Raw genomic sequence first — 14,120 nt, forward strand, 5'->3', positions numbered from 1 at the left:
CCCGGCGGTCACCTTTCCTCTGATCGTCTTTCCTCCAACCGGCGGTCGACCTCGTCGATGTAGCGCCTGACCAGCGTGCGGGCGGCCCCCAGGTCGATCGGCTCGGTCTTCAGCGCGCGGAAGGCCGGGGCGTGCCGGTCGGCGAGGAGCCGGTCCTCGTCGCCGAAGTAGCGCGCGGCCCGCACGCGATGCAGCTCCAGGCGGGCGGTGAGGTCCTCGTGCGCCCCGAGCAGCCGGCGCAGGTCGTGATCGAACCGGGCCAGCACGGCGCGTGCGTCGTCGGCCCGCTCGTGGATCACGGCGAGTTCGGGGTTGGGCTCCGTCGCCCGGGCCACGGTCAGCCGGACCCGTAGCCGGGGTGCGGCGCGGGGCGGCAGCCGGGGCGCGGCGAAGAACCGCACGCCCCGTTCCCGGTGCAGCGCCGCGGCCGCGTCCTCCTCCGCCGCGAGCTGTCCGACGACCGTGTGGACCGCCGCGGCGGTCACGTTCCGGGTGGCGTCCCCGCGCAGCGGCTCGGGGTCCAGACACACGTCGTGGGCCAGATCGGCCGGCGTCACGCCCTCGAAGCCCAGGACCAGGCGGATGCCGCGGGACCGGGCCCGGGCGGCCAGCTGCCCCAGCAGCTCCCCGAGGAGCGCCTCCGGGTCCTGGGCGCGGTCGACGCCGCCCACCACCAGACAGGCGGGCGGCCTGCGGCGCAGCAGTTGCCGCGCCACCTCGCCGGGGTCACCGCCGGGCAGCCCGAACCGGCGCGTGAGGTATCCGCCGAGGTCGGCGACCGACCGGCCGCGCGCGTCGTAGGCCGCGTCGATGGTGCCGAGCCCGAGGACGGTGTCCCCGGGCGCGCCGGTGAGCTCGGCGTCGCTGACGGTGGCCCGGGCCGCCGGATCGGCCGTGCGCACCAGACGGACGAGCCAGGAGTCGCCCACCGCGGTCGTGCCGCCGGTGCCCACGACCACGGTGCCGCACCAGCCGCTGTCCAGCAGCCGGGTCAGCTCCTGCGTCAGCGCGAGCCGCAGCGGATCGCCCAGCACGTCGCCGCTCAGCTCGCCGCGCGAGGGGCCCAGTTCGTCGTTGCGGTCGCCGCCGGTGAACTCCTCGATCCGCGGCAGATACGTAAGGATCGTCTCCGTCGGCAGCATCCAGGCCGCCTTCGCGTCGCCGTTGACGTAGTCGGCCACCACGATGCCGATGACCCGGCCGTCGAACTCGCCGCCCACCGCCATCGCCCCGGCGCCGGAGTACCCCCGCTCGATCCACGGGTCGCCCTCACGCATCCGCTTCAACAGGCCCCACTCGCCCTGCCGGTGGCCGGACCCCGCCAGCCGCGCGTCCGCCCCCATGCCGAACGGCTCGTCCTGGGGGAAGCCGTACACCTGGACCGTGCCGCCGGAGATGGGCGCCTTCCACAGCGTGGTCCGGGTGCCGCAGCCGGCCGGCTCGTCGAGTTCGAGCAGCGCCACGTCGCCGCGCTGCGTGTCATGGTCGTGCACCCATGTGCCCGGGGCCACGTGCGCGGTGCGGCTCCACTCCGGGCGGCACGCCACACTGCTGACCCGTACCGCAGAGGCCGCGGACCCGGGCGCGGCCCCGGCGTACCGGACCACATGGGCGCAGGTGAGCACATGCCGGTCGTCGAGCAGCACTCCCGCGCCGCAGGGCGCGCCTTCCGCGTCGTCCACTCTCACGCGCCACGGGCGGTCACTGTGGTGATGCAGCGCCATACGCCCACGGTATGGCAACCCGCTTCACATTGCCGGGGGTTGGGGAGACGGGGTCGATTCCGGCCGGGGTGGCAGCGGGGTGGGAACGGGTCGTCGGGGCCGGGACGGGGGGCGGGGTGACGTGGTGGGCGCGACCCGGCGTGTCAGGTCCGGCTGCGGGCCGGATCCCGCTCGGAGTCCTGCTGCGGGACGAGGTCGTGCCGGGGAAGCAGGACGGGGGTGACCAGCATGAGGACACCGGCGACGGCGATCGCGGTGCGGGGGCCGACGGCGGCGGCGAGCAGCCCCCACAGACCGGTCAGGGCCGCGATGGTCACCTTGCTGGTGACCGACCACGCAGACAGGGTGCGGGCGACCCGGTCCGTCGGTGTCCGGTCGAGCCGGTAGGCGGCGAACACCGGGGTGAACACGCCCATGCAGGCGATCAGCCCGAACTCCACCGCCACGACCAGGACGAGCCCGGCCGTCCCCGGCCGGACGAAGGCCAGCCCGAGGGACCAGCACGCGCGCAGCGTCCCGGCGGTGAGCATGACCCTGTGCCGCCCGAACCGCGCCACGAGCGGGCGGGCCAGCCGCGAGCCGAGGATGCCGCCGAGGCACGGCAGACCGAAGGCCAGACCGTACTGCCAGGGGGCGAAGCCGAGATCGCCGAGCATGAGGACCGCCAGCAGCGGTGAGGTCGCCATGATCAGACCGCTGACGAGGACCGTGTTGAAGAACAGGGGCCGCAGGACCGGGTGGCCCAGGACGAACCGCCACCCTTCGAGCAGATCGCCCGGGCGGAGCCGTGCACCCGGACCGCCGGCGCGCACGGGACGGGGCTCGCCGCCGCCGATCGCGCGGATCCCCGCGGCCGACAGCAGATAGCTGACCGCGTCCGCCACGACGGTCGTCACCGGCCCGAACAGCCCCATCGCGGCCGTGCCGACCGGCGGTCCGAGCACGGTGGCGGTCCAGTTCGTGGACTCGAACCGACCGTTCGCGACCACCAGGTCCTCCGGTCGCACGAGCGCCTTCAGATACGCGCCGCTCGCCGCGTTGAAGGCGATGTCGGCCGCCCCGACGACGACGGACACCACCAGGAGCTGGACGAAGGTCAGCAGACCGACCGCGTAGGCGGCGGGGACGCTCAGCAGCGCCGCGCACCGCGTCAGGTCCATCGCGATCATCACCGGACGCTTGCGGCGGAACTCCACCCACGGCCCGAGCGGCACCGCGACCGCGGCCCCCACCGCGAGCCCTGCGGCGGCGAGCGCCGACACCTCGGTCGGCCCGGCGTGCAGCACCAGGATCGCGATCAGGGCGAACGCGTCGAACGCGAGCCGGGTGCCGAACGCGCTGACCGCGTATGCCGCCCACAGCCACCCGAACCGCCGGCCCAACGGCCTCCCGCCCACCATGCTCAGCGCGCTCCTCTGCCGTATCCGTCCGAACCCCCGGGCGGCGCCCCGCCCGCCCCTGACCGCGACCGGGCCCCGCCCCTGACCGCGACCGGGCCCCGCCCCTGACCGCGACCGGGCCCCGCCCCTGACGGCGGCCGGGCTCCGCCGCGGCGCCGGTCGGGTCCGGCCCGTGGGGGAGAGCTAAGCGAGCGGGACAACCGCAGGTCAAACAACCGCGGCGCCCGCAGGGCACAACCACGCGTTGTGAACTAGGGTGCGTCGGCGTGGATCTCGAAGCCGTACGCACCTTCGTCGCCGTCGCGGACGCGGGCCGGTTCCAGGAAGCCGCCGTCGACCTGTCGATCACCCAGCAGGCCGTCTCCAAGCGCATCGCCGCACTGGAGAAGAACCTCGCCGTACGGCTGTTCACCCGCTCGGCGCGCGGAGCCCGGCTCACCATCGACGGCCAGGCGTTCCTGCCGCACGCCCGCGACCTCCTGAGGGCCGAAGAGCGGGCAGCCGACTCCGTGCGCCCCGGCCGCCGCGCCCTGCGCGTCGACGTGATCAACCGGCGCATCGCACCGGCGGCCCTGCTCCGCGGCTTCCACAACGCGCATCCCGGGACGGAACTGGACGTCGTGACGCTCTTCGACGCCGACACGGCCGTCGCCGCCGTCCGGGCGGGCACGATCGACGCGTCCTTCCGGGCCGTCGACGTGCCCCCGCAGCAGCCCCCCGACGACATCGGGACCGCTCGCGTCCTCGACGACCCCCTCCGCCTCCTCACCGGACCGGGCCACGAGCTCGCCGGGGCCGGCGCCGTCACCCTCGCCGAGCTCGCCGGGCAGCGGATCTGGATGCCCGGCAACGCCGCCGGAACCGAGTGGACCGCCTACTACGACCGGCTCGCCGCCGAGTTCGGACTGATCATCGACGCGGTCGGTCCCAACTTCGGCTCCGACGCCCTCCTGGAGTCGATCGCCGGGTCCTCGACGCTGGCGACCTTCGTCGGTGAGCACGACCGGCTCGTCTGGCCCGCCCACTACGACCTGCGACGGATCGTCGTGCACGACCCCACACCGGTCTACCCGCACTCACTGGTCTGGCGCCGCGACAACCCCCACCCCGCACTCGCCGCCCTCCGTGCCCACCTCGGATCCACCCGCCCCGCCGCCCCCGACGACACCACCTGGACCCCCACCTGACCGGGGCGGACGGTGACGCCGCGAGGCCGCCGGGGAGAGCTGTTCATGCGTCCTCCGCCGGGCGGGAACCCGTCCGGGAACGCGACCCCGGCGAACGCGGCCGGTCCGGCGGCGGGACGGACCCGCTACCCGAGGCTCGTGCTCCACTCCAGCTGGCCGATGAGCTCGTCGTCGCCGGGACGGCTCGGGGGCGGGCCGCCGGACGGGCGGGTGCGGGAGGTGTGCACGCCGCGGGAGATGTTGCCGCTGACCGTCGTGTTGTGTTCCACGCGAGGACGACGGAGCGCTTCGTGGAGGGCGAGCGCGGACCCGAGGTCCGGGGCGTCGCGCAGGCACTTCGCGAGGATCACCGCGTCCTCCAGGGCCATCGACGCGCCCTGCCCGGTCGCGGGGGAGGCCGCGTGCGCCGCGTCGCCGATCAGCAGGGTGCGGCCGGAGCGCCAGGGGGCGCCGTTGGGCATCTCGGTCGCGTTGGTGACCAGGACGGGGGCCTTGGTGGCCGCGACGATGCCGGCGGCCGCCGTGGGATCCGCGCGCAACAGCGGAACGAGCAGGTCACGCCAGTGGCCGGGGCCCGCGTGCGCGATCTCGTCGGCGGTCAGGGGCTCGTCGGCGCTCACGCGGGCGAACCAGTACGTCTCCCCCTCGGGGGACGTCATGTGGCCGAAGGCGGCCGTGCTGCCGCGGATCATCGTGATGCACCCCGTCTCGTCGACGTCGCTCACCGGTGCGTCGGCGGTGTATCCGTAGAAGACGCGCTGCCCCGCGTAACAGGGCTGTGCGGCGGGGGCGGTCAGCCGGCGGACAGTGGAGTTCAGGCCGTCGGCGCCGAGCAGGAGGTCGCCCGTGGCGGTGCCGCCGTCCGCGAAGTGCGCGGTGACCGCACCGGGAGCGCCCGGGCCGTCGGCGCCGCCGTCCGGGGCCTGCTCGACGGAGGCGAGGCGTGCCCCGTGGACGATCTCGACGCCTCGGCGGACGGCCTCCGCCTGCAGGGCCGCGTTCAGCTCACCGCGGCGCAGACACCGGTACCGCAGCAGGGGGTCGCCGGCTTCGCCGAGCGGCACGTGGGCCGACTCGGCGCCGGTCGCGTCCACGACGCGCATCGAGGTGAGCGGGAACCCGATCGAGGTCGCCGCGTCCGAGGCGTCGATCTGCGCCAGCGCCCGCAGCCCGTTGCTCGCGAGGGTGAGGAACGCGCCGATGTCCTCGGCCGAGTCCGGATGCGCCTCGTACACGGCGACCTCCTGCCCCGCCTTCCGCAGCGCCAGAGCGGCCGCCGTGCCGGCGATCCCCCCGCCGACGACCAGTACGCGCGCCATGCCTCACCCGCTCTTCCCTGGAGGGATTCGTCCGACGTGCACGGAGCCTTCCTGCCCGCGACGCCCCGCGGGAGAACGTCCGGACGCCGTCCCGCGGTTCCCCGGTCTCAGCCCCTGACCCGGGCCAGCAGCGCTTCGAGCTGGCCGAGCGGCTCCGGGCCGACGATGCGCAGGACGACCGTGTCGGCGCCGGCGTCCCGCAGGGCGCGGACGTCGTCGGCGGCCCGGGCCGCGGTGCCGGACACGGTGAACACCTCGTCCTGCGGACGGCCGAGCCACGCGCCGTGCCCCTCGGTGTGCGGGTGCAGGGTACGGGCGACCTCGTCCGGGTCGTCGCCCACGCAGGTGAAGGACAGCACGGTCAGGGTGTGTTCGGGCCCCGCGCCGCCCTTGGCGGTCAGGGCCCGGGTGTTCTCCAGGTCGCCCGGCCCGTGGCCCTCGGCGATCAGCGTGCCGTCAGCGACCCGTCCGGCCAGTTCCAGCGAGCGGGGCCGGACGACGCCCGCGACCACCGGCGGCACCTGCGTCGGCGGATGCACCAACTGCACCCCGTCCAGGCGCACTTCCCGTCCGTCCAGCTCGACGCGCTCGCCGCGCAGCAGCGCGCGCACGGAGGTGATCGTCTCCTCCAGGAGGGCCAGCGGCGACCGGGGCGCGACACCGACCGTCTCCATCCACTCCCGTACCCCGTGCCCGATCCCGGCCACCAGCCGTCCGGGGAACACCCTTGCCAGCGTGGCCAGTTCCATCGCGAGCAGTGCCGGACTGCGCAGTGGGGCCGGGGCGATGCCGATGCCGACCGTGAGGCGCTCCGTGGCTCCCAGCGCCACGGCCGCCGCCGACACCCCGCCGTTCCATCCGAGGTCCTCGACCACCCACAGGTCGTCCACCCCGAGCGCCTCGGCCCGCCGGGCGAACCCGGGCAGGCCCTCCGGCGCCCAGTCGCGGTCGTACATGACACCGATCCGTACGTTCGCCACGTTCGTCATGCGTCGGAACCTATGCGGCGAACGGCGAAGCGATCAACAAGGCATCGGGGGCCGGGTGTTCAGGACGGTCGCGGTCCGCCCGACGGACGGCGTACAGAGAGCCGCCCACGGACGCGCGGACGCACGGGTGCACGGGCGGGACGCCCGGGCGGACGTCAGGGCCGGGCCGGAGGTCCCGTGCGAGCGCGCGGGCCCGCCGGATTCAGGGCCGGCGGGCCCGCGGGTGGGGGGGGGTAGAGGGCGGGAGGGAGCGGGCGTCAGTTCTTGACCGGCTTGCCGCGGCCCCAGGCCCAGGCGAGGCGGTCGGCGCCGGACTGGTTGGTGGTGGCCAGCCAGGGGCGGTCTGCGGGGCCGACGAGCTTCTGGACGGAGTAGATGTCGTCGGTGCGCAGGCCCGGCCAGTAAACGGAGCCCATCTTCAGCTTGCGGAAGGTGTCGGTGACGGCCTGGACGTAGTTGACGAAGTTGTCGTCCGGAGTCTTCACGTCGTAGTTCAGGCCGGTCGTCATCGGCGCGCCGAACTCGTCCGCGACGGTGCGGCCGGCGCAGTCGCCGATGCGCACCTTCAGGTCGGCCACCCACTGGTCGTAGGTCGCGAAGTCCTTCCAGAACCCGTAGTGGTGCAGGGAGAGGTAGGTGCCCTTCAGGCGCGGGTCGGCGCAGACCGAGGTGACGTGGTCGTTGTAGCCGGCGCCGCTGACGAACACGCGGTTGCGGGGCACCGTGGAGTACGTCGACAGCCACTTCGCGGCGATGTCGGCCCACTGGGCGTCCGTGTAGCCGTGCGGCTCGTTCATCGGCTCGAAGTAGACGCGCTTGTCGTTCTTGAACGCCTTGACGACGGTGTTCCACATCGGCCAGTACGCGGCCTCGTCGTCGATGAAGCCGTCCTTCTGCGCGCCCGTGCCCTCCCAGTAGGAGACGATGACCTTGAAGCCCTGGTCGGAGGCGGCGTCGATGACTCCGCGGTACGACTTCCAGTAGGCGCCGTTGACCGTGTACGGATTGATCGGCAGCCGCACGGTGTTGGCGCCGAGGTTCGCGCGGAAGGCCGCGATGATCCGGCTCGCCTTGGCGTAGGTCTGCTTGTAGCTGTCGGTCGTCTTCAGGCCGGACAGCTGGAGGTAGTCGTCGGCGAAGTTGTCGCGCGGGTCGGCCCAGTTCACGCCCTTGAACTGGGTCGTGTCGGTGGCCGGGGCGGCGGCGGACGCCGGGGTGGCGGCGAGGGTGGTGCCGCTGACCGCGGCCACGGCGACCGCGACGAGAGCGGCGCGCACGCGGGGGGACAGGGAGGCTGTGGCGGGGGACTTGCGCATCGACTTGCCCTTTCGGCTCTGATGTTTGCGTAAACATCGAAGCCCCGCGATGGCTGATGTTTACGTAAACATGGCGGCGCCGGAATCGTGGCACCCGGCCAGGTGCTCGTCAAGGTGTCGAGCGTGTTACGTGGGTAAAGCCGTGAGGCGGCCGTGTTCCCGCAGGCGGCCCGGGCCGGGCGCCGTCGGCTCGGCTCGGGTGCGCCGGCTCGTGGTGGGCCGCCCCTGTGCGCGGCGGGGCGACCCGGGTCGGTTCAGGCGCCCAGCGGGTTCAGGGTCAGCGGCTCGATCTTGCCCTCCAGCATCGCGCCCAGGCCCTGTGCGGCGCAGATGTCGGGGCGCTCGGCGATGTGCACCGGCATGCCGGTGGCCTGGCGCAGCATCTGGTCGAAGCCGGGGAGCAGGGCGGAGCCGCCGACCATCATGATCCCGCGGTCGGCGAGGTCGGCGACCAGGTCGGGCGGGCACTCGCGCAGCACCCGGCCGATGCCGTCCAGGACGGCCGTCAGCGGGGTCTCGATGGCGTCGCGGACGGCCGCGGTGTCGACCTGCACGGAGCGGGCCAGGCCGGTGGCGACGTCCCGCCCGTGGATCTCCGTGGACGCGGGCCCGTGCGGGGTGAGGCCGTTGCCGGAGAGGGCGAGCTGCAGAGGTCGCACGGACTGGCTGGGCAGCATCAACTCATGTTCGTGGCGCAGGTGTTGGACGATCGCGTGATCCACCGCCTCACCACCCACCGGGATCCGTTCGGCGGTCACGATCGAGCCGAGGGAGAGGACGGCGACCTGGGTCGCGGCCGCCCCGCACACCATGATCATCGTGGCCTCGGGGCGCTCGACGGGCAGTCCGCAGCCGACGGCGGCCGCGATCAGGGTGTCGACGAGCTCCACGCGCCGGGAACCGAGCCCCACCAGGGTCTCGATCGCGGCGCGCTGGGCGAGCGGGTCGGCGTCGTGCGGGGTGCACGCGGCCGCGCGCAGGAACGGCTTGCGGCGCAGCTGGCGGCGGATCTTGTCGCCGATGAGATGGCGCAGCATGCGCTGCGCCATCTCGATGTCGACGACCGTGCCGCCGGAGACCGGACGCACCACGCGGATGTAGTGCGGGGTGCGCCCGGTCATCTTCTCGGCGAACTCGCCGACCGCGATCAGCGCGCCGGTGCGGGTGTTCACGGCGGCGGCCGACGGCTGGTCGACGACGAGCCCGGCCCCCTTCACGTACACCCGCGTCCGCGCCGCTCCCAGGTCGACGGCGAAATGGCAGCGGCGCAGCTGCTCCAGACTGGCGGTCATGGCAGGTCCTCCCGAGAGCACAGACCGTGGCGGCCGCCGTGCGGTCGGCCCTCTACGCATCGTGCGGGGGCGCGGGGAGGCACGCCTTTTCTGGTGGGCCGGGCGGGGTGCCGCCGAACGGGTGGTTCTTCCCGCCGGGCACGCCGCCTGTCGGGCCGTCAGCCGAAGACGCCCTGGCCCGGGACCAGGATTCCCCGGGGGTCGTAGGTGCACTTCGCCGACGCCAGGGCCGCCCAGGCCGAGCCGAAGTGCGCACGCCAGTCGGCCGGTGTGAGGGGGATGCTGCCGACGGGGTAGTGGGTGCCGCCGGCTGCGGCCGCGGCGTCGTAGGCGGAGCGGTTGAACGCCAGCAGGCGGTCGACGGCCGCGGTGTCGTCCGCCGGGGCGGCGCTCAGGACGTCGAAGAGGTACGACACGTCGTCGTCCGAGGTGCGCAGCAGCGGGGCGGTGAGGCGGTCGCGCAGCAACGGGTAGAACAGGACGACCGCTCCGGGGCCCGCCTCGGCCGGGGTGAGCCCGCCCAGGACCTGTGCGCCGAGGGCCGCCGCGGAACCGCCGGGCAGCATGAGGTTGAGCCAGGGGTGGGCGAACGTCCAGATCCCGGCCTCCTTCATGGCCGCGATCAGCGGGGCCAGCCGGTCGAGGAAGTCGTAGTAGGGCTGGTCGACGATCTGAGTGGACGCCGGGTCGTGGCGCAGACCGCGCAGCAGGGCGGTGTCGTCCGGGGCGGGTCCGACCGGCGGGCCGTAGGCCACCGCCTCCAGGACGTGGACGCCGAACGCGCCGGCCGCGTCCGCGTGGACCTGGCCCTCGACGTAGTCGAAGCGGCCCTCCCGGACGAGGACGCGCTGGTCGTCGAGGAAGGTCTCCAGGTCGCCGTAGGTCAGCTGGTAGCGGCGCACGGTCTGCGGCGCGGGCACCAGTCGCAGGGTGGCCTCGACGATGACGGCGCACTGGCCGAGACCGGCCAGGACGGCGTGGAACAGGTCTGCGCGCCGGGTCGGCGAGCAGCGCACCAGCTCGCCCGCTCCGGTGACGACCCGTAGTTCGGTGACGTTGTCGACCTGGGCGCCGACCCGGTGGGCCTGGCCGCCCAGTCCGCCCACCGACAGGGTGCCGCCGACGGAGAGTTCCAGGTAGTCGGTGAAGACGGGCGGGGTGAGGCCGTGGGCGAGCGTGGCCCGGGCGACCGCGCTCCACTTGGCGCCGGCGCCGACGGTGACCGTCCTGCCGGACGTGTCCACGGGGCCGATGTCCGCGAGGGACGCGGTCTCCACGACCAGCCCGCCCTGTGCCTGCGCCTGGCCGAACGGGGAGTGGCCCTGGCCGCGCGGCGCCACCGGCAGGCGCTGGTCGTTGCAGAACCGGAGCATGGTGACGACGTCGCGGACGGAGCCCGGGCGCAGGACCGCCGCGGGGCGGCGGTGCACGATGTGCCCGTAGTCGTCGGCCGCGGCGGTGAGCGAGGCGTCGTCCGTGACGAGCGTTCCGTCCAGCCGGGGGACCCGGGCCAGGTCGGCGCCCGACTCCGGTGCGGTCGCGGCCCAGCTCCGGGCGGCGGTGTCGAAGCCGATCACGGTCGCTCCGGTGACCGTGAGTCCGCGCAGAACGGTGCGTCTTGACGGTGTGCGAGGCATGCGCGATTCCACCTATCGATCTCCACGAAATCTTCAAATGTGCGTCAGCCTAAGGCAGTTCGGCCCTGCCCGGTGCGCCTTTCGCCGGTGCGCGCGGGCCGGGCGCGGACGCGGAGGCGGGCCCGGACGTGGACGCAGGCCCGGGCGCGGAGGCGGGCCGCGGGCGCGGGCGCTACAGGGTGCGGGCCGCTTCCAGGACCGGGGTGAGGGAGGGGACCGTGACGTCGCAGTCCGCTCGCGCCAGGTCCCGGGCCACGGTGGGGTTGCGGGCGAGGCCGACGAACCGCAGGCCCGCGGCCCGCGCGGCGGTGAGCTCGGCGAGCGTGGAGCCGATCAGCACGCCGGCGGCGGGCGTCCCGAGCGGGCGCAGGGCGCGGAGCAGGCGCTGCGGGTTCGGCATGAGCAGGCCCAGGTCGTCGGCGCGGCCGTGGATCCCGGCCGCCGGCGTGAGCCGGTGGGACTCCAGATGGCGGCGGACGGCCCCTTCGCAGACGTCCGTGGCGACCCCGACCCGGCGGCCCGCGCCCTGCAGGGTGCGCACGAGGACGGCCGAGTGGTGCGTCGTGGGCGCGTCCGGCACGGCGCTCAGCTCCAGTTCGTCGAGACGGTCCCGCAGGAGAGGCCCCAGCGGGTCCCGCGCGAAGGCCCGCAGCACGTCCAGCGGGTGCGCGAACAGCTCCCGGCCGGCCCCGCCCGGGTCGCCCTGCGGACGGCGCGCGAGAGCGTCCTCGGGGTGGCGGTGCTCGGCCACGACGGCGAGCAGGTCGAGGGCCGCCTCACGGGCGGCCGCCGCCGTGAACAGGCGGGTCAGCGGGCCGTCGAAGCCGAACAGCACGGTCTCGGCGTCGGCGAGCAGTTCCACCAGCGTCCGGGCGGGACCGGCGTCCGGGCGGGGCGCCTCGGGCGGCGGGGCGTAGTCCGGCGCGAGCGTGACCGCACAGGCCACCGCCAGCCCCGGCACCGGCCACCTGCCGAGCTGCGCGTTGACCGCGCGCTGCGCGCCCGCTGCCCGGCGCACGGAGTGGTGACGGGTGATGCCGGCCCCCACTTCCCGCAGATGCGTCAGCAGCCGCTGGGCCACGTCGGCGGTCTCCGCCCGCACGAAAGCCACCGGGTCGGCCACCCGCCAGGTCAGCTCGACGGCGGCGGTGAACTCGCCCTTGCCGGAGCTCGGCAGGGAGATCCGGTGGACGGCGTGGTGCGCGACCAGGTCGACCTCGTAGTAGGTCGCCGGGCGCGGGGGGCGGCCGCCGTACGGATCGGCGGGGTTGAGCTGGGTGAGCGGCCCGTCGGGACGGGTGTGGACGATCGCGGTGCGGCCCGGCTCGGGGATGCCGAGCTGGCCCAGGTCCCGGGTGAGCAGGGGGCCGCGCACCAGGTCCCGCTCCTCGTCCGCCCCGCGCGGCGCGGGCAGCGGGCAGTACCAGGCGAGCGGCGGTCCGTCCGGGGCGTCGCCGTACAGGGGGCGGAAGCGGTGCGGGCCGGCCGCGGCGGAGCTGCGGGCGAAGTCGTCGTAGAGGGCGGGCTCCACGGTGAGCAGGACGGGCGCGGTGCTCTCCGGGGGTGCGGGGGCGGGCGGGCCGTTCTGGAACGTCACGCGCAGCCGGGGCGGCTCGGACAGGCCGGCGAGGGGGCCGGGCAGCCAGCGCAGGGCGGCGGCGAGGACCGGCAGGAGGTAGGCGTCGGGCTGGATCTCCACGACGTATCCGCTCCCGCGGACGCCGATCTCGTACTGCTGGGGCGTCAGATCCCCGCGGGCGAGGACCTCGTGGACGGCCAGTTCGAGGGTGATACGGGCCTCGGGTCGGGCGGCGAGGTCGGTGTCGGTCTCGAAGCGCAGCACCGGCCGGGCGTCCGGCGCGGGCGCGTCCCCGCCCAGTCGGCGCACCGTCTCCTCGGACACCGTCGCGAACGCCGGGTGCGCGGCGGCGGTGCCGGGGCGGCCGCCGGCGACGGGGCCGGCCGCCTCGGCGCGGAACTCTCCGGTGGTGAGACCCGCCCGCTCGTCGATCAGGGCGCCGACGCGGTCCAGCAGCTCGCGGGTGCGGCCGCGGGTCGTGCGCGGCAGGGTGCGCAGCAGCAGCTCGCGCACGCCGGGCCGGAAGTCGTAGGAGCCGGGCGGACCGGGGGCGGTGGTGAGCATGCCGCTGAGGATCACCTCGGCGAGGTGCTGGGGCCGCGGGTCGCGGTTCACGGCGCGCTGGACGAGCCGCATGACCGGGACCGAGGGCACGGTGAGGGCCAGATGACCGGCCAGCCGGAACGCCTCCGGGGAGGCGGTGGCGCGAAACCGCAGGACCAGGTCCTGGGCGGGCAGCGCGGCCGGGTCGGGGGCCTCCCGGTCGGTGGACCGTGCGGGAGTCGTCGTCAGCCAGGCCGCCGCGCCGGGGGTGCGGCCGCCGCCGGGCCCGGCCACCAGCGCCGCCCAGTTGGCCAGCCAGGGAGCGCCCGGTTCCAGGACGGGCAGCGCAAGGGCCGCGGCGGGAGGCGGCTCGGCCTCGGGGTCGTACGGGGTGAACCGCAGCGCGCTGAGCGGGGCCGCCGTGGTCGGGGAGGTCAGCAGTCCGGGCTGGGCCGGCAGGGCCGTAGTGGGCCACAGGCGCTCGGGCAGCGGCTGGACGACGGCCAGCGGCATCCGGGCCGCCCAGTGCCGCAGGGTGGCGTGCCAGCGGTCGCCCGCCGGGCCGGGCCGCCACTGCGGGCCCATGCAGTCGCTGACGACCAGGGTGGCCGTCCGGCCGTCCGCCGTGTCGGGGACGTGCCGGGCCCGGCCGTCGGGCGTCGCCGGATGCAGGGTGACCGTGCGGAAGACGCCCGACTGGGCCAGAACGGTGTGCAGTTCGCGCACGAGGGGCCGCCAGACCGGCATCGTCGGGCCCGTGTCGTGGACGAGGCTGAGGCGCAGCCAACGGTCGCGCGCGGGGCGCAGGACGGGCAGCCAGACGTCCGGGTGGGCGCCCAGCCGGGCGATGCGGTCGGCCGTGGCCCGCTCGTCGAGGAGCCGGGCGCGCGCCGAGGGCACCGTCCGCTTCAGCGGGCGCAGGGCGCGCTGCAGGGCGAGCGGGCGCGGGAGCATGGGAGGCGTGGGCGCGAGAAGCGGCCGGCCGCCGGCGGCGGCGCCGGGCTCACCGGAGGTGCGGGGGGCGGAGGCGGGGAGACGGAGGGGGACCCGGGCGGCCGGGACGGGCGGGGGGTTCGGCGGGCCGGGGCGGTCGGCCGGAGTCGGGGGCGCGGCGGGCGATGAGGCGTTCCGCCT

At 75.2% G+C, this 14,120-nt stretch carries 9 protein-coding genes; 1 reads left to right on the forward strand and 8 read right to left on the reverse strand.

Features of this window, described 5'->3' with window-relative positions; genetic code table 11:
• Window positions 1-8: 8 nt before the first annotated feature.
• The gene (locus BG482_RS06115) at window positions 9-1,724 is read right to left on the reverse strand and encodes a trypsin-like peptidase domain-containing protein (RefSeq protein ID WP_079141624.1); all 1,716 of its coding nucleotides are present in this window, start codon (window positions 1,722-1,724) and stop codon (window positions 9-11) included.
• 143 nt (window positions 1,725-1,867) lie between these two features.
• Complete coding sequence (locus tag BG482_RS06120; protein ID WP_069767815.1) at window positions 1,868-3,124, reverse strand: MFS transporter; 1,257 nt, start codon at window positions 3,122-3,124, stop codon at window positions 1,868-1,870.
• A 266-nt stretch (window positions 3,125-3,390) separates the two neighbouring features.
• On the opposite strand from BG482_RS06120, the gene BG482_RS06125 reads away from it, so the two are divergent.
• Window positions 3,391-4,311, forward strand: coding sequence for a LysR family transcriptional regulator (locus BG482_RS06125; RefSeq protein ID WP_069767816.1), 921 nt, complete (start codon window positions 3,391-3,393; stop codon window positions 4,309-4,311).
• Between the two features lie 125 nt (window positions 4,312-4,436).
• On the opposite strand, the gene BG482_RS06130 is transcribed toward BG482_RS06125, so the two are convergent.
• The 6 genes from BG482_RS06130 to BG482_RS06155 form a co-directional block, all read right to left on the reverse strand.
• Window positions 4,437-5,630 (reverse strand): FAD-dependent oxidoreductase, encoded by a 1,194-nt coding sequence (locus BG482_RS06130; RefSeq protein ID WP_069767817.1) that lies wholly within the window; start codon window positions 5,628-5,630, stop codon window positions 4,437-4,439.
• A gap of 107 nt (window positions 5,631-5,737) precedes the next feature.
• Window positions 5,738-6,610 carry an LLM class flavin-dependent oxidoreductase gene (locus tag BG482_RS06135; protein WP_069767842.1) on the reverse strand — a complete coding sequence of 291 codons (873 nt, stop codon included), beginning with the start codon at window positions 6,608-6,610 and terminating at the stop codon, window positions 5,738-5,740.
• 266 nt (window positions 6,611-6,876) lie between these two features.
• Window positions 6,877-7,935 (reverse strand): glycoside hydrolase family 5 protein, encoded by a 1,059-nt coding sequence (locus BG482_RS06140; protein ID WP_069767818.1) that lies wholly within the window; start codon window positions 7,933-7,935, stop codon window positions 6,877-6,879.
• A gap of 254 nt (window positions 7,936-8,189) precedes the next feature.
• Window positions 8,190-9,227 carry a rod shape-determining protein gene (locus BG482_RS06145; protein WP_069767819.1) on the reverse strand — a complete coding sequence of 346 codons (1,038 nt, stop codon included), beginning with the start codon at window positions 9,225-9,227 and terminating at the stop codon, window positions 8,190-8,192.
• A 158-nt stretch (window positions 9,228-9,385) separates the two neighbouring features.
• Window positions 9,386-10,864, reverse strand: a complete 1,479-nt coding sequence (locus BG482_RS06150) for an FAD-binding protein (protein WP_069767820.1) — start codon at window positions 10,862-10,864, stop codon at window positions 9,386-9,388.
• A gap of 172 nt (window positions 10,865-11,036) precedes the next feature.
• Window positions 11,037-14,120 (reverse strand): SAV_2336 N-terminal domain-related protein (locus tag BG482_RS06155; protein WP_218108771.1); only part of this gene is annotated, 3,084 nt, incomplete at its 5' end.

This window comes from Streptomyces sp. LUP30 (genome assembly GCF_001746365.1).
In the GTDB taxonomy this organism is placed as follows: Bacteria; Actinomycetota; Actinomycetes; order Streptomycetales; family Streptomycetaceae; genus Streptomyces.